Below are 16,425 nucleotides of genomic sequence, written 5' to 3'. Positions count from 1 at the left end.
AAAGGAGACGCAGTATGATATTTGAGAGCAAGGTCATCGTCACGATCGCCCCGACGGGAGGTGTGGTGAAAAAATCGCAAAACCCACACCTGCCGACGCAGCCTAACGAAATCGTCGAGGATGTGTACCGGTGCTACGATGCGGGTGCATCTATCGTGGCGCTGCATGCGCGCAGGCCGGACGATGGCGCGACCTGTAATCCGGAAATATACCAGGACATCAACTCCCGGATCATCGCAAAGTGCGGCATCATCATCAACAACAGCACGGGCGGGGGCATTGATGGAGACATGGTGCGATCCATAGAGCCCGGTCTCGATGAGGTTATATTCGAACAGCGTCTAAAAGGCCTCGAGGCCGGTGCTGACATGGCGACATTTGACGCCCACACCGTTCTAGCCTGCTTTGGCGACCGCGAGATTGTCGTTAACACCTCGCCGAGGCGCTGCGACATCATGGCAAAACGATTCCAAAAGAAGGGCATCAAACCTGAATGGGAATGTTTCTCGCTTTCCCATCTTCTCCAAGATCCGATACGCCTGATCAATAAGGGCTTCGACAAACCTCCCTATTGGATCAACTTCGTTCTTGGTGCCGATCGCGGAATTCAGGGCGGATTGCCGTACACGCCGCAGATCCTCAATATGCTCATCGGGAATCTTCCCAAAGGAGCTATGTTTTGCGTTAGCGGCGTCGGTCGAGCACAGGTGCACGCAACAACTCACGCGGTGCTCGCAGGCGGCCACGTTCGTGTCGGCCTAGAGGACAATCTTTATCTCGAACAAGGCATACTTGCCACGAACGTGCGGCTGGTCGAGAAGACGGTTAGGATTATCCGAGAACTTGGCTACGAGCCCGCCACCGCAGTGGAAGCTCGGGCAATGCTTGGGCTGGCGCCACGCAAATAGCGCGGATAGCTAATCCGATGCTCTCGCTTACGGCATTGATTCCCAAAGTTTCGGGCTGATTTCGCGGTGCAGCTCAAGCACCTGAGCAAAAATCGGCGTCTGGTCCGTGACCAATTGCAGGAGCAGAACGAATTGTTGGAGGCCGCTGCCCCCCAGTGTCATGACGAGGTGAGGTCTGGTTTGGTCGCGAGCGCTGTCAGCAAGAACACGCGGCGGCTCGTACCACTTTTGGGCCTGGGTTATTTTGTCAACGACCTCGACCGGACCAGCGTCGGCATCGCTGCGCTGCAGATGAACGAAGCCATCGGCTTAAGTGCCGCCCAGTTCGGTTGGGGCGCCGGGGTGCTCTTCGTTAGTTACTGCCTGCTGGAAGTTCCCAGCAACATGATGATGTACCGCTTCGGTGCGCGCCGTTGGCTCGCCCGCATCATGATGACCTGGGGTCTTGCGGCCGCGGCGACGGCATTCGCCGTCGGACCATACAGCTTCTACGGGATCCGCTTCCTTCTAGGGGTTTTCGAGTCAGGCTTTTTCCCCGGTGTCATCTGGTACATTTCCATCTGGTTTCCAGCGCGATCGCGGACAGGCGTCCTCGCCTGGTTCATGGCAGCAACACCGCTGTCTTCGTTGATCGGCAATCCACTATCGGCTTCGCTATTGGGAATGGATGGAGTGTGGGGATTGGCCGGCTGGCAGTGGATGTTCCTGATCGAAGGTCTTCCGGCCTGTCTACTCGGAGTCCTATGTCTCGTTCTGCTAGCCGACACGCCTGACAGGGCCTCGTGGCTGACGCCCCGAGAGCGGGACGCGCTGCTGGATGAACTCGCTAGGGAGAAGTACGATAAGGTCAAAAAGGATCTGTTGGCGGCGATGAAGGACGTCCGCGTGCTGATGTTGACGGGCATTACCTTCGCTTTCACGATCGGCACTTATGGGATCGGTATGTGGCTCCCTCTGATCCTAAAGAGCCGCAACTTGACCAATATGCAGGTCGGTTGGCTCTCGGCAGTGCCCTATTTATTTGTGACAATAGGCATGTTGTTCTGGGCGCGCCTTGTCGATCGCAAGGGGCAAAAAATCTATAATCTGATCGCCGCATTAATGCTTGGCGCCACCGGACTCGTCTTTTCGGTCGTGCTCACCTCGCTCGTGCCGGCGCTCATATGCATGACGCTCGCTCTGATCGGAACGATCTCGGCACGGACAATCCTCTACACGATCCCGCAGAGTTTCCTTACTGGCGCCGCTGCCGCCGGAGGCATCGCATTCATCAATTCCATTGGTGCTTTTGGCGCCTTCGTTGGCCCATACATGGTCGGCTTCCTTAAGGATAGGACGGGATCCTTTGACATTGGCTTGGTCGCAATGGCAATCGTACTAATTGTTGCAACGGGCATCGCCGGCAGCCTTAGACTGGTGGTCCGGTACCATAATGACGTTGCTCGCTGAGCCGAGCGCCTAAGTAGAGAAAAACGTGCATCGAAATGCGGTGTCTGCGGTGAATGACCCGTTGAATGAGATCGCACGCGAATCCTGGATCGCCCACGTTGATGGGAGTGGCAAACTGATCGAGGACATATCGGTGGCAAGGAATGGCGTGCCGGCAACGAGCCACTAGTCACATGAAATCACTCTATTTGGTGGAGCGCTCTTGCTATGACCGTCTTGGCGTGACCGGTTTTTGGACTGAGCGTCCTCTGATGCAACTCGATCCTGGCGACTCGCGAATTTGAAGGCGATCTCGATGCCCGCTCTCGATGCAAGCGAACGTACTGCAATCGCGAAACTTTAGATTGGGACGGAAATTCAGAATGCGGGCAGCTCCTGCGTCTTGCTAATTGGCGGCCGTTTGAGCTGCAACAAGTGATCCATTTCTCACAGACTAATGCTCGTTCTACGCAACTTGCGATAATACGCCAGCTTGCTTCCGCAATTCGACAATATTTTTGAGTTGTGCATTGGAAAATGAATAACTTGCGCGCCCCTGCCCAAATTCGAGCGCCGCGGGAGCGCTACAGCACACCAGCGAGCACGACGATGTTGCGGATTGCTTTTCGAATGTTTCGAGGCGAACCGTGGAAACGCGCCTAGCGTGATCTAACTGATGCTTCGGCGGCAAGCTCGCTTTGTTTAATCAGGGGCATCGCGTGTCTCCGTCGCCATCCCCGACCGTTTGGTTCTCCGGCCAACTTGGCCCGCTTATGTGGAGAGGGCTCTCACTCTATTTGGGCTCGGCGCTCCGAAAGCAAATACGAGCGCGCGCAGCGCCAAATTGATCAGGCGGCGCGGGGAATCTAGGCAGGCAGTCCCATCGCGCCGCGGCTCCATCCGGCGAGCATTTGATCAGGGCCGGCAAGCAAACTGATCAGACGACGCGCGCTCCGCGTACAAGTCTCTCAGCTCTTACAGTCGAGCTCTGCGTCGTCGAGGTCGCGAACTTTCCTTTGCGCTGTCCTTCGAGCTTACGAACTTCATATTTATGATCACAGCCGCCTCGTCGAGTTCGATCTCGTCGACAAGCCCGACGTCGTTCGCCATCGCTACGCTCTCCATAAAATCTCGGCGAGAGTATGCACACGGTTCTTCGCGATGAAATACCTCTGTCGGTGGTGTCGACGCCGTTTTTGGTCACCATCCATTGTGACCCAGTCCAAAGTGCCGTCATGGAAATCGCTCTGCCGTCAGGGGAGGGCTGGACCGTCGAACGGATTGTAGCGGCCCATATCCCACACAAGCGGCGGGCGCGTACGGAATGGTGCGAGTATGGCTCGTGGTGGTTGTCGGCTTATATGTTGATGACGGTGGCTAGACTGTACGTGCTGGGATGCTCGGACCAATCGACGTAGAGATTGCCCTTGTGATCGTGAAGCGCGAGAACGTTCCTCAATCCCTTCTCGAGCAAGCGATCGCGCACTTCCTCGAGGCGCCAGCCTTCTTCGTCGGATCGATTAGTGGTAATTTTCACCTCAGCCATATGCCCTCGCAGCTCAGCGGGAAAGAGCGGGGAGTTTCTATCTCTCAGGGCGCAGGTTCAAGTCCTCGCCTCGGCATGCTGATCTTCATAATTGACGTAACGCGCTTAAAAAGGACCGTGCCACACGCACGCTGCGAGTAGTCGGCGGATCTCGGTTATCTACGCCGTGAATCATCGCCCGTGTCGAGGAGCGCGCCGGAAATTCGGCTCCAGCACTGGATGCCGAGCGTGAAGCGTGCGCGTTATGACCGACATCAGACGCGGACTTGTTTCAAAGTTCATCGGTCTTGTTGCGAAGGCGACATCACTGACGAGCAACTGCAGGGAATGCGCGCCGCCTCCGATGGCCTAGATCCTGCACACATACGCCCCGTGGAAGCAGCGCGACAACGTCGGTCATTCGGCCTTCGTTGCAAGATGGCGCGCGCGTTGTGTTGTTCGTGAGGTGATATGAGATCTGAACTTTTGTTTTGGGGGACGGCAACAGCTGCGCTCGTTGCAAATGGGGTTGTCAATTCCGCAGATTTTAAGCCGGCAGTAAAAGTCCCGCCTGCAGTATGGAGCTGGACCGGAGGATATTTTGGTGGGCACGTCGGCGGGGGTTACGGCCGGACATCATTTAGTGATCCCTACGGTCGCTCGATCTATGGCGACGTGGTCGATACCCCAGTATTCCTGGCAGGAGCGCAGATCGGCTTCAATTGGCAGAGGGATCGCTGGGTTTTTGGCCTTGAATTGAATGCCAGCGGCGCCATCGCGGACGGTGCAAACACCTGTCTTGCCGCTTCCGGTGCTGTCGTGAGCGCAAACTGCAACGCAGGTCCGAACGTCTTCGTCACCGGGACCGGCAGGCTTGGTTATACGTTCGGCCCTCAGGGCCACACGCTTGCCTATCTCAAAGCAGGTGTGGCTTGGCAACACAACGAAGGCGATGTAGCCAACGGCAACGAATTTCGTAGCGTGACCTACCCCTCTGGATGGGCGCCACAGAATGCCACCCATTTTGACTATGCTCGTGTCGGGGGCATCATCGGCGCAGGTGTCGAGCACGCGCTCACGCCGACGTGGTCGGTCAATATCGGATATGATTATCTGAGGTTCGGGGGACCAAGTGTGGCAACCCCTCCGACGCTGCGGTATCCGCCCTTGGCGATGGTCCCAGCTAACGGAACTAACCTGTCCAGCGGCTATCACATCGGCAAGGTCGCTGTGAACTACCATTTTAACGCCGACCCAGGGACGACGGGATGGTCCGATACGCAGCTCTACGCGATAGAGCCGGCCTTTAGCGCACCTGCCATTCCCTCCACTGCAGGCTGGTCGCTAGAAAGCGGCACACGGCTCTGGCTGGGCCGAGGAAGATTTCAATGGGAAAATGGTTCGCCCGATCTTTTGGTGTCGAGGTTGACCTATCGCAAGCTGGACGGGATTTCCGGTGAGTTGTTCGAACGACTTGACAGCCCCTGGGGAATCTTCCTGAAGGGAAATATCGGTTTGGGGCGCTTTAGTAGCGGGAATATGAATGATGAGGATTGGGGCTTAGGCGGCGACTCCGGCAATCCCATGGCCTATACCAACACTATATCGGGTCAGGCGAACGGAAGGTTCATGTACTACACGGCCGATGCCGGTTATGATTTTCTGCGGGGCAGCACGTACAAGATCGGTGGATTCGCCGGCTGGACCTATTACGGCCAAAAGTCTGACTCGACAGGATGCGTTCGGATCGCTTCGCTTCAATGTCTCGCGCCGGGCGATAAAAGGACGATTGGCAGCCAAGACACCAACTGGAATGCAGTGCGTATCGGCCTTAGCGCTGAGACCATGTTGCCCGATCGTTGGCGCTTGAGCGCCGATGTCGCATACCTGCCCTGGACGGAGTTCCAAGGGCGCGATAACCATCTGCTGCGCGACTTCACGACCTTCATCGATCAACGCGGGCGCGGCGGCCATGGGGTACAAATAGAAGGCGTTCTGTCGTACCTCATCACCAGCAATTTCAGCGTCGGTGTCGGCGGCCGTTACTGGGCGATGTGGAGTCCGAGAGATAGTGAGCTATTCGCCACCCTAGCCGAGCAGGCGCGCAGCAATCCTGTGACCTCTGGGCCTATTCCTGCAAGCTTTCACATGGAACGATGGGGCACGTTCCTGCAGGTCTCCTACAAGTTTCATTAAAACTCGCTCGCTCGTCGCGCGAAGCTTCGGAAGGCGCCGGCTACAGGGCGACCATCAAAGGCGAAAGCTCAAGTTCCGTGCCTCGAGTCGGCCGGACGCCGCAAACTGTAAGCTTTTAGGCCTTCAAAGCTCAAAAGCTTGCATCGTTATGGCGGGAGGCCGGCGCTGAAAAGATGTGCTTTGGCCGATAGTTCCGCCATTACGCTCCGCCACATCCTAAATACGTTATTGACGAAGATGGCATTCGCTCACGGTCAGCTGCGGCAACTGCAAATCGCGCAACGATGTCTCTACTGCAAGCTCAGATCGTTCTGCACTCGCGCGACAGCTGCCATTTCTACGCTCGCGCAAGTTTAACCGAAACTCCGATCACAGCTTTCTGCAGCCTTAATCGCTGAGCTGACCACGAGCCGAACAGCGGCATGGGTGCGGGGACCTTGCACAAGTTCTAGAACTGGCGCTGATCGCGACCACCCATGCACTTGCTCATGTCATTTCGGAGGACACGTATGGGCAGTGCCAGCAACGCGCCGGGCGGGTCCAACTGTGCTTCGCAAGAAGGAGTCTCTCGATAGCCGCACCTGTTCCAACGCGCGCACCGTGTCCGATGTATGACGATATGTGAAGAGTCTGACAGGCTGCTTAGGGGGCTACGTTGTAGTTCAAAGGGTTTCTCCTTTGGCACGACTAATGCTTTGGGTTTCGTCAGCGACGCGCCTGACCGACGATATCCCCTGCAGCAAGGCGATCTGTCGATTGGTTAGCCAAAAGGATAGAGCATCCGACAGATGACTTCGATCATGACCACATTCCTCGTCCAGAACCAATCGCAATGGAGCTCGCAAAAAGCCGTGCCGATCCAGCAGTTGACGAACCATTTTGCAAACAATGCCGCGCCCCATCGACGGCGCGATCGGGCTTTCGTTACGAAAGCTCTACTCCGACTGCTGTCAAGGCTTCCGACGTCCTCATCTAGGTCCGTCATTTGCCTCCTAGCGCGGGTCCTGACCTGCGCCTTCGTAATAATTGGCGTATCAGACGAGAGTCTTGCGAGCTCCATGCCACTCACCAGCTTTGCACTTGGTAACGGCCTGCAAGTGGTCGTGATCCCGGACCATCGCGCACCGGTGGTGACGCAGATGATCTGGTACAAAGTGGGCTCCGCAGATGAGGCGCCGGGCAAATCCGGACTTGCCCATTTTCTCGAACATCTCATGTTCAAAGGCACGGAGGAGCACGCGATCGGTGATCTTTTGCAGATCGTGCATCGCGTTGGTGGAAACCAAAACGCCTTCACGTCCACCGATTTCACTGCCTATTTTCAGCACGTCCCGCGCGAACAACTGTCGACCATGATGGACCTCGAGGCCGACCGGATGACCGGCCTGGTTTTGAAGGACGAGAACGTGCGAGCCGAGCGTGACGTCGTGCTCGAAGAGCACAACATGCGGGTTGCCAACAGCCCCGATGCGCGGCTTTACGAGCAGATGGAGGGAGCGCTCTACCTCAATCACCCCTATGGACGGCCGATCATCGGTTGGCGACAAGAGATCGAAAAGTTGGATCGCGAGGACGCGCTCGCCTTCTATCGCCGCTTTTATGCACCGAACAATGCGATTCTGGTGATCGCTGGCGACGTCGAAGCCGCCGACGTCCGCCAGTTGGTCGAGCACAATTTCGGCTCGATCCCGGCACGGCCCGCGATTCCTTCACAACGCATCCGTCCCCAGGAGCCGGAGCCCGTCGGCCCGCGCACCGTCACGCTGTCCGATCCGCGCGTCGAGCAGCCGAGCGTGCACCGCATCTATCTCGTGCCCTCAGCCGCGACCGCGGCGCCCGGCGAGAGCGCGGCACTCGAGGTGCTCGCGCAATTGATGGGCGGCGGCAACAACTCCTATCTTTACCGCGCGCTGGTCGTTGACAAGCCGCTCGCAGTCTCGGCCAGTGCCAGCTATTCAACGACCTCGCTCGACCCGAGCCAGTTCTCAATTTCGGCCTCGCCCAAGCAGGGTGTCAGCTTCGCGGAGGTCGAGCAGGTCATCGACAACATTATCGCCGACATCGCGCGGAACCCGATTGCTGCCGAGGATCTCGAACGAGTTAAGAGCGGGCTCATCGCGAGAGTGATCTACGCCCAGGACGATCAGGCGGTGCTCGCGCAATGGTATGGTGGCGGGTTGACCACGGGCCTGTCCATCGAGGACATCCGCAGCTGGCCCGATCGCATCCGCGCCGTGACCGCTGAACAGGTGCGCGCCGCCGCACAAAAATGGCTCGAAAAGAAGCGTTCCGTCACCGGCTATCTGATCAAGGACACCACCACGGCGAAGCGCGAGGAGAAGCGTTCGTGACCCATTCCTTTCTTTGCACACGACGCGCTGCGCTCTCCCTTGCAGGCGGGCTCGTAATCTCGCTCGCGGCGCCGGCGCCGTCGTATGCCGCTGCCAAGATTGAGCATTTGGTCTCGCCCGGCGGCATCGAAGCCTGGTTCGTGCAGGATGCGACCGTACCGCTGATCGCGATTGAGTGTTCCTTTGCCGGCGGCGCATCGCAGGATCCCAAGGACAAGCCGGGCGTCGCCAACCTCGTCGGCGCCCTCCTCGACGAAGGCTCCGGCGAACTCGACTCCAAGACCTTCCACGAGCGGCTCGAGCGCCGAGCCATCGAGCTCTCTTTCAACGCCAGCCGCGACACCTTCCACGGCACCCTGCGGACGCTGCGCGATAACAAGGAAGAAGCGTTCGACCTGTTACGGATGGCGTTGACCTCGCCGCATTTCGACACTGCCGACGTCGAGCGTATCCGATCACAAGTCATCTCCGGGCTGCGCGAGCGCACCACAAATCCGACGGCACTCGCCAGCCGCAAGTTTCTGGAGATCGCCTTCGGTGACCATCCTTACGGACGTCAGGCCAGCGGCACGCTGGACAGCGTGCCCACGATAACGGTTGCCGACCTGAAGGACTATGCCGGCCGCGTGATGGCTAAGGACACGCTGAAGGTCGCTGTCGTCGGCGATGTCGATCCGGACACGCTCGGCAAGCTGCTCGACAAGACCTTTGGCAGCCTGCCGGCCAAGGCGAACCTCACGCCGGTCCCCGACGTCGAGCCAGCCTCGCCACCGCAGCGCGCTTTCGTGCCGCTCGATGTGCCACAGACGGTGATCTTCTTCGGAGGGCCGGGGGTGAAGCGCAGCGATCCGCACTTCATGGCCGCCTACGTCGTCAACCACATCTTGGGCGACGCCGGACTGTCCTCCCGGCTCTATCGCGAGGTGCGCGAGAAGCGCGGACTCGCCTATTCGGTGTCTGAATCGCTATTGTGGATGGAGCACTCGGCCGTCTTCATCGGGAGCACCGGTACGCGCGCCGACCGCGCCAGCGACACCATCGATGCGATCGAGAAGGAGGTGCGCCGCATCGCCGAGGAGGGACCGACGCAGAAGGAGCTCGACGAGGCGAAGTCCTACCTCAAGGGCTCACAGATGCTGGCGCTCGACACCTCCTCCAAGCTCGCTCAGGCGCTGCTGCAATATCAGCAGGACAAGCTGCCGATCAATTATATCGAGAAGCACAATGCCATCGTCGATGCCGTGACACTGGAGGACGCGAGGCAAGCCGCAAAGCGACTCTGGAGGCAGGGCTTGTTGACCGTCGCGGTCGGCCGCGCCCCGCAAGCCGCGGCGCAGCCGGTTGCCGCCCCCCCGACGAACCCGGATTGAACTGCCTTATGGCTAGTCGCGCTGCAAAAATCGAACTCGCCACGCAGGCAATGGCGCCTGGTCCATCGCTAAAGAGGCGACCTGCGACTATGTTGGTTTCGGGCAGCAGGTTCCGAAGGAAGACCAAGCTCTCCGCCTGGTCTGGTGGTCTAGTTAGGTGTTCGCACATTGGATCTACGATACGCTCAGTCGGCGCGTATCTCCAATGAATCAAGCCGAGCCTAAACAGTTCAGGCATTCAGGCCCGGCAAGACTTCGATCTCGAGATCCATACCAAATGTGTGGTTGAGCCAGAGCGAGCGTCGGCGCAGAGGAGGGCGGGAAAGATCAGGGTTGTGGCATTCCTTCCTTCGCCACGTGGCAGATCAGGTTATTTGTGATTCTTTGTATTCGAGAGCTTCTCGCCTGAACCGCTCTTGGCCGCCTCTCCGACGGCGGACAGCAATTTCGATTTGTCGCCGCTTGCGAAGGTGAAAGTGTCCGCGCCGGCGCTGATGCCATTCCAGATCACCGGTTCGGCGAGTGAAAGTAGCCAGAGCCCCTGAAATCCCGATGCAGTGTTCAGCTGTCCCGTCCATACGGTTGTCGACCCGCAGCCTGCAAAATTCACCGAAAAGCTGATCGCCGTGCCACTATTAGACCGCGCAAGCCAGCCCGTCATCGCCTGAGGGGCACCTTCATCGCAGCTATTGCTCGCATTGTTGGTGTAAGTGCCGGAAATCGCACCTGTGTTGGCATTATAATTGTCAACCGCCAGAGTCGAGCCGTATTGGTTGGTCCAGGTCCAGATCGGCTGCGCCGCTGCAGGCGTGGCCAGGAACAGGCCTAGGCAGGCCGCGCCCATCCAGTTCGTCAATTTCCACTTTGCTTGAGACATTTCCGACTCCATATCGCTCCATTAGCGGAGCGGCTCAATTATAAAACTTTACCTAGGCAATTTAAACGGGTAATAGATTGTGATAGCGCTAGCAGGTTGAATTGTGATCAACGTCTGAACTTTAGTTCTGTGAGGCAGAATGGTGGTTGCGAGCGGCTGACGCGTGACCGGCCGGCTTTGGTTGGGCTGTCTGCAGCTCTGGGCCATAATGTACGGCAACGAGGCGGGTCGGCTCACTCTCAGTCGCCCACTAACAATCCCTAGCGCAGGCCCTTTGGGCGGGCGTTGTGGCCACAGCGGGAGTGGGAGCTCGTCCAAGCGCGGCTCGATGGGCTTTGATGCGTGAGGTGGAACTGAAAGTCGAGGCGCTTCGATGTACATGGTCATTCGCAAGTACCTCAAAGTTCGTTCGGTTGCGGATGCTGCTCGCCGCGCCAAAAGCGGCATCGGTCAGATCCTAAGGGAAGCGCATGGTTTCAGATCGTACTACGTGTTGGATGCAGGCGAAGGTATCTGTGTCGCTGTTATGATCTTCGAGGATCGCGAAAGCGCCATTGCAGCCAATCACAACGTGTTGGAGTTTGTTCAAGCGAGCCTGCATGACCTTGAGCTTGGAGACCCCGAAATCGTGGCAGGCGACGTTTTAGTGAATATACAATCTGATCTTTGATTGTTTATGCTAGCCGAGTGGCCACTAACCTCAATTGAGCGCCTAGCAAGAAAAGGCCCGCCTTCGCCGATGTCCATGGAAGTATTCAGCCTTACCCGTCGAGACAGTAAGAGCTAGGCGAGGGCAACGTGATCATCCGCTGCGAGCAACCCGGACGATGGTGAACGAGGCGCGTTCGGCGCTTGAGCGCGAGTGTGTCGCGCTCTATTCGGTCGATTGGACGGCCGTAAATCCACCGGAGAAGCTGCTGCAGCAGCTGTTGCGGGCGCAAGATCACGCTCGCGTCAGCCGGCCTTGCGTAGTTCGCGGGCCGCTGCAACCATGTTGATGAGCGCCGGACGGACTTCCTCCCATTGACGAGTCTTCAGACCGCAATCCGGATTGATCCAGAGCTGTGAGTCCGACAGCCGTTGGCGGGCCAGCGCGATGAGATCCTTCATCTCAGTGGCTTCGGGCACGCGCGGCGAGTGGATGTCATAGACGCCGGGGCCGATGTCGTTCGGGTATTTGAAGGCTGTGAATGCATCGAGCAGTTCCATCTTAGAACGGGAGGTTTCGATCGAGATGACATCAGCGTCCATCGCGGCGATTCCATCAATGATGGCATTGAACTCCGAATAGCACATATGGGTATGGATCTGCGTTGCGTCGGCAACACCAGAGGAGCAGATGCGGAAGCTCTCCACGGCCCAGTCGAGATAGGCCTTCCAGTCGGATCGACGGAGCGGCAAACCTTCGCGTAGCGCTGCCTCATCGATTTGGATCATGGTCGCGCCCGCCTTTTCGAGGTCGGCGACCTCGTCCCGGATCGCGAGCGCGATCTGACGGCAGGCCTCGCTGCGTGGAATGTCGTCACGGACGAACGACCAAGTCAGGATCGTCACCGGCCCCGTAAGCATGGCCTTCATAGGCTTCCTGGTCAGCGATTGCGCGTAGCTCCACCATCCGACGGTCATCGCCTTCGGCCGGGAGACATCGCCGAATAAGATCGGAGGGCGAACGTAACGGGAGCCATAAGATTGCACCCAGCCGTGCTTAGTAAATAGGAACCCGGAGAGCTGCTCAGCGAAATACTGGACCATATCGTTGCGCTCGAACTCGCCGTGTACGAGCACGTCGAGCCCGATGTCTTCCTGCCATCGGACGGCGCGAGCCGTTTCATCCTTCAGGAATTGCTCATATTGCGCGTCTGTTAACTTTCCCTTGGCACGTGCGGCGCGAGCAGTGCGGACTTCTGCCGTCTGCGGGAACGACCCGATCGTGGTCGTGGGGAAAAGCGGCAGGCCGAAACGCTTGCGCTGAACCTCGGCACGGCTCTCAAAAGCGCTATTGCGGCGGCGCATAACCGCGTCAATCGTCGCCGTACGCTGGGCAACGGCCGTGTCATGGATCTTTGGCGAAGCTCGGCGGGCCGTCGCCGCAAAGTCCGATTCGGCAAACGCGGCGGCAACGACCTTTCCGTCGAGCGCGAGCGCTTTTGCCAAGGTCGCGAGCTCGCCAATCTTCTGAACCGAGAAGGCAAGCCAGCTCTTTACGTCAGAATCGAGATCGGTCTCTAGCTCAAGATCAATTGGGACATGCAGGAGTGAGCAGGAAGGCGCCAGCTGCACGCGATCCTTGCCGAACGTTGCAATGACGGGCTTGAACCGCTCCACGAGTGCCGACAGATCGGAACGCCACACGTTGCGGCCATCGATGATACCGAGCGAAATCACGAGGTCCGTGCGGGCGCCGAGTTCAATCTGGCTCAATTGTTGGGGAGCGCGGACAAGATCGACGTGCAATCCGGCGACTGGCAGCCCCAGAGCAGTCGCTAGATTGTCGCCAACTGCACCGAAATAAGTGGCAAGCATGATCTTGATGCCGGGCACCTCCTTGGCGAAACGCCGATAGACACGCTGCAGCGCGCTTCGTGTGGTCTCGTCCAGATCGAGCACCAAGCAGGGCTCGTCAAGCTGGACCCACTCGGCTCCACGTTTCGCCAGTTCTTGGAGGACCTCGACATAGACCGGAACGAGGCTATCGAGCAGCGAAATTGGATCAAACGCCAAGTCGGCGCTCTTGCCAAGCTTAAGGAAGGTGACTGGTCCGATCAGGACAGGCCGTGTTTGATAGCCAAGGGCTTTCGCCTCCTCGTATTCCTCGATCGGCTTGCGGGAGGAAAGCCTGAAGGTCTGACCTTTATGGAATTCGGGCACCATGTAGTGGTAATTGGTATCGAACCACTTGGTCATTTCCTGCGCAGCGGCGCCATGGCCATGACGGGCTTGACCGTAGCTCGCGTCGGGCTCCTGGTCTTGCGAGCCCCGTGCCATGGCGAAATAGGTCTTCAGCGAGACCGGACCGCCCTCCCAGCCGTGCGCTTTAGGAATCGCGCCAACCATGGCGCTCGTGTCGAGAACCTGGTCATAGAGTGAGAAGTCATTCGATGGGATGACGGTAACGCCAAGCGAATTCTGCCGTGCCCAGTTAGCGACACGAAGACCGGCCGCAGCTTCAAGAAGCTGCCGGTCGCTGATCTTGCCTTCCCAGTAGCCTTCGAGCGCCAGTTTGAGTTCGCGGCGTGGCCCGATACGCGGCATGCCGAGGGTTGCAACAGGAAGTGAGGGAAGAGACATAGCTTTAACCCCATTGTGGCTGGAGCAAAGGCTATGGCGGAGACGCAGGCAGGAGGGCCGCGAAAGCGCCCTGCTGCTTGGCGTACCACCGGACACCCCGCCCGTGGTCGATTATGTTGTCGGGGCAGGTCTCCTGGCTCGCGAGTCATCGCCTGCATCCGGCCTTCCCGAAGCGCCTGCTTCAGTGACACGTGTGGATGCGGCTCGCCGCTTACAGTTGCGGGGGCAGCGCCGGCATTGATTCAATCCTGAACGGATCGAGGACGCACCGGCTTCCCTCTTAGCTCCAGATCAAGAGAGATCTGGAGAACCTCGACAACTTCGATTATCTGCACAAGAGGGGTAACGTCAACCTCTGCGGATTACCTTTGCTGCGGCATCTGGCCGGGCGGGTCTGTCTAAATGAAGAAAGTATCGAGCCCTTCGCATCTGTCCGGAGCAATCGTCGTGCAAAGCTCCACGCGGCAGGATCTGCTCGACGAGCTCGGGCCTAACAGGAGCGATTGCGCCGTAAAGTGCGTCATATACCTTCATGGCGCCGACCTCCGCCGCCGTCAAGATCGCCACAATCGATCGAACATACGAAGGAATCAAAATTGATCTCGGCCAACAAGACCTTGAGGAGGGGCGTTGTCGACTCCAACGCTGACGCCTTTCTTGTTCGTCGGCGCCGAACTGCAACATCTGCATCAATGTCCCAGCGAAGTGCAAGGCATTTTGGATCGGTCAACTACCAATACTAGGAATTGATCGAACTGACAGACCCGGTCAATTTTACGAGGTCGCCTCAAGAGCGCAAGAAGAGCTCGTCGCTGTTGTCACGCATTGTGGCGGATTTCCGCTATGCGGTCCGCAATTTAGCGTTCGTCGACTCCTGTCGCAGTTGAATAGCTTGGTCTGGCGGACAACCTGCAAATTGGAGAGTGTCACCATGGATGCAGCCGTATCGTCGGATAGCATCATTCCTCGTTCCGACATCGTCAAACGCGCAGCGCGCATCGGCGCAGAGATCCGAAACGTCAAGCTGTCGGGAGACTTGCCAGACCAGACGATCGCCGCGATCAATGAGCTGCTGCTGGAGCACAAGGTTATTTTCTTCCGCGACCAGGGTCATCTCGACGATGCCGAGCAGGAGCGCTTTGCACTTCGTTTTGGAAGTCTGGCGCCTCATCCAACGCTCGGTGCCATAAAGGGAACGACGTCGATCATCGAGCTTGATTCTGCCCGCGCCGGTAGCCGGGCCGACTTGTGGCACACCGATGGAACCTTCGTCGATGCCTACCCCAAGATTGCGGTGCTAAGAGGCGTTGTAATACCAGCCTTCGGTGGCGATACAGTCTGGTCGAACACCGTTGCGGCCTACCTCGACCTAGCACCGCCGTTGCAGCGGCTTGCAGACAAGCTTTGGGCCGTTCACAGCAACTCCTTTGACTACGCTATACTGGACCGTGTCAGCGAGCTCGACAAAAAACACTTGGACGAAGTCTTTACTAGAACGATCTATCAGACTGACCATCCTGTGGTGCGCGTGCACCCCGAGACCGGCGAACGCACGCTGGTGCTCGGCGCTCTGGTACAAAATTTCGTTGGTATCCCAAAATACGACGGCCAGAAGCTGTTTGATGTCTTTCAGTCTCATATCACGGCTCTCGAAAATACCGTCCGCTGGAGCTGGAGGGAAGGCGATATAGCGATCTGGGACAATCGGGCTACGCAGCATTACGCGGTGAACGATTACGGCGACCAGCATCGCCTCGTTCGTCGCGCCACCGTCGCCGGTGAAGTACCCGTCAGCATCGATGGTGAGAGCAGCGTAACACGCATCAAGGCAGCCAAGGAACCGAAGGTTGCCTAGCGCCTTCACAAGGTTGGCCGCGATCCGGTCGATGCACACCCTACCTTTGTTCGCCAATTTGCTGCATGCAGCATTCGGCTTGCTCCGATATGGCATTTCAACGATGTCTTCGAGCGGCGCGCGCTTTCAAATCAAAAGCAGCGCCGGTTCTTATGAGGCCATATCGGCTTTGTCGCAAGATGCCGTCGTTCCCATCAGCAATGGCGGCTTGCCGCTTTGAAAGTGCCGCCCGGCAATCGCTCTGACCTTGAGAAGCGTGGGCGAGCGCGGTCGTTATACCCGTCCAGCAGTTGGTCCGCTCCAGTCTTTTTGACCTCGTGGCGACGGTGTCGAGACGGGCTTTGCGCGTGTCTTTGTCGGTAGACGAACCCACGCCCTAAATTAGCTCTTTATCCATCGTGCGGCGCGCGAGATCTCAGGCGAAACGATTAACGATTGATCGCGGCGACGGCTTCAAGCGTTGAGGAGCCGAATCGCGAAGCAATGCCTGCCGGTGTCACCTACCAACCTTAGCAATTGATGCAAACGTCGGACACATGGCAATCGTGGCTCAGCAACAAGTCGTTCTTCACGCGTTAAGGAAGTCGGGATGCAATATAGATCTGGCTGCGCCGTCGGGCCTGAGGG

11 protein-coding genes and 1 riboswitch are annotated in these 16,425 nt (G+C 58.1%); of the genes, 8 read left to right on the top strand and 3 right to left on the bottom strand.

Features of this window, described 5'->3' with window-relative positions; genetic code table 11:
• Positions 1-14 precede the first annotated feature (14 nt).
• Together SO156_RS23380 and SO156_RS23375 are read left to right on the top strand one after the other, a co-directional pair.
• The gene (locus SO156_RS23380; protein WP_498536393.1) at positions 15-908 is read left to right on the top strand and encodes a beta-keto acid cleavage family enzyme; all 894 of its coding nucleotides are present in this window, start codon (positions 15-17) and stop codon (positions 906-908) included.
• Between the two features lie 66 nt (positions 909-974).
• Complete coding sequence (locus SO156_RS23375) at positions 975-2,357, top strand: MFS transporter (protein ID WP_498536392.1); 1,383 nt, start codon at positions 975-977, stop codon at positions 2,355-2,357.
• 1,336 nt (positions 2,358-3,693) lie between these two features.
• On the opposite strand, the gene SO156_RS23370 is transcribed toward SO156_RS23375, so the two are convergent.
• Positions 3,694-3,882, bottom strand: coding sequence for a hypothetical protein (locus SO156_RS23370; RefSeq protein ID WP_498536391.1), 189 nt, complete (start codon positions 3,880-3,882; stop codon positions 3,694-3,696).
• Between the two features lie 450 nt (positions 3,883-4,332).
• Here SO156_RS23370 and SO156_RS23365 point away from each other — a divergent pair, with 450 nt between their 5' ends.
• The 3 genes from SO156_RS23365 (at position 4,333) to SO156_RS23355 (ending at position 9,778) form a co-directional block, all read left to right on the top strand.
• Positions 4,333-6,057, top strand: coding sequence for an outer membrane beta-barrel protein (locus SO156_RS23365; protein ID WP_498536390.1), 1,725 nt, complete (start codon positions 4,333-4,335; stop codon positions 6,055-6,057).
• 1,058 nt (positions 6,058-7,115) lie between these two features.
• The gene (locus tag SO156_RS23360) at positions 7,116-8,408 is read left to right on the top strand and encodes a M16 family metallopeptidase (protein WP_498536389.1); all 1,293 of its coding nucleotides are present in this window, start codon (positions 7,116-7,118) and stop codon (positions 8,406-8,408) included.
• Positions 8,405-9,778, top strand: coding sequence for a M16 family metallopeptidase (locus tag SO156_RS23355; RefSeq protein ID WP_498536388.1), 1,374 nt, complete (start codon positions 8,405-8,407; stop codon positions 9,776-9,778). Before SO156_RS23360 ends, SO156_RS23355 begins: the two co-directional genes overlap by 4 nt.
• A 370-nt stretch (positions 9,779-10,148) precedes the next feature.
• On the opposite strand, the gene SO156_RS23350 is transcribed toward SO156_RS23355, so the two are convergent.
• The gene (locus SO156_RS23350) at positions 10,149-10,655 is read right to left on the bottom strand and encodes an avidin/streptavidin family protein (RefSeq protein ID WP_498536387.1); all 507 of its coding nucleotides are present in this window, start codon (positions 10,653-10,655) and stop codon (positions 10,149-10,151) included.
• A gap of 373 nt (positions 10,656-11,028) precedes the next feature.
• On the opposite strand from SO156_RS23350, the gene SO156_RS23345 reads away from it, so the two are divergent.
• A complete protein-coding gene (locus tag SO156_RS23345; protein WP_498536386.1) occupies positions 11,029-11,325 on the top strand; it encodes a hypothetical protein in 297 nt (98 codons plus the stop codon).
• Positions 11,326-11,609: 284 nt separating this feature from the next.
• On the opposite strand, the gene metE is transcribed toward SO156_RS23345, so the two are convergent.
• Positions 11,610-13,943 carry a 5-methyltetrahydropteroyltriglutamate--homocysteine S-methyltransferase gene (gene metE, locus SO156_RS23340; RefSeq protein ID WP_498536403.1) on the bottom strand — a complete coding sequence of 778 codons (2,334 nt, stop codon included), beginning with the start codon at positions 13,941-13,943 and terminating at the stop codon, positions 11,610-11,612.
• A gap of 106 nt (positions 13,944-14,049) precedes the next feature.
• A riboswitch (cobalamin riboswitch) is annotated at positions 14,050-14,273 on the bottom strand.
• 601 nt (positions 14,274-14,874) lie between these two features.
• Between metE and SO156_RS23335 the strand changes: the two genes are divergently transcribed.
• Both SO156_RS23335 and SO156_RS23330 read left to right on the top strand, forming a co-directional pair.
• Complete coding sequence (locus SO156_RS23335) at positions 14,875-15,798, top strand: TauD/TfdA dioxygenase family protein (RefSeq protein ID WP_498536385.1); 924 nt, start codon at positions 14,875-14,877, stop codon at positions 15,796-15,798.
• Positions 15,799-15,829: 31 nt separating this feature from the next.
• On the top strand, positions 15,830-16,018 hold the full coding sequence (locus tag SO156_RS23330; RefSeq protein WP_498536384.1) for a hypothetical protein: 189 nt from the start codon (positions 15,830-15,832) through the stop codon (positions 16,016-16,018).
• The last annotated feature ends 407 nt before the right edge of the window (positions 16,019-16,425 follow it).

Source organism: Bradyrhizobium sp. UFLA05-125 (assembly GCF_059803515.1).
The sequence above is the reverse complement of the archived record's forward strand: the minus strand, read 5'-3'. Positions and strand labels throughout refer to the sequence as shown.

Coding starts and splice junctions, on each gene's coding strand:
- SO156_RS23380 (WP_498536393.1), top strand. CDS start 15: ATGATATTTGAGAGCAAGGTCATCGTCACGATCGCCCCGACGGGAGGT.
- SO156_RS23370 (WP_498536391.1), bottom strand. CDS start 3,882: ATGGCTGAGGTGAAAATTACCACTAATCGATCCGACGAAGAAGGCTGG.
- SO156_RS23365 (WP_498536390.1), top strand. CDS start 4,333: ATGAGATCTGAACTTTTGTTTTGGGGGACGGCAACAGCTGCGCTCGTT.
- SO156_RS23360 (WP_498536389.1), top strand. CDS start 7,116: ATGCCACTCACCAGCTTTGCACTTGGTAACGGCCTGCAAGTGGTCGTG.
- SO156_RS23350 (WP_498536387.1), bottom strand. CDS start 10,655: ATGTCTCAAGCAAAGTGGAAATTGACGAACTGGATGGGCGCGGCCTGC.
- SO156_RS23345 (WP_498536386.1), top strand. CDS start 11,029: ATGTACATGGTCATTCGCAAGTACCTCAAAGTTCGTTCGGTTGCGGAT.
- metE (WP_498536403.1), bottom strand. CDS start 13,943: ATGTCTCTTCCCTCACTTCCTGTTGCAACCCTCGGCATGCCGCGTATC.
- SO156_RS23335 (WP_498536385.1), top strand. CDS start 14,875: ATGGATGCAGCCGTATCGTCGGATAGCATCATTCCTCGTTCCGACATC.
- SO156_RS23330 (WP_498536384.1), top strand. CDS start 15,830: ATGCACACCCTACCTTTGTTCGCCAATTTGCTGCATGCAGCATTCGGC.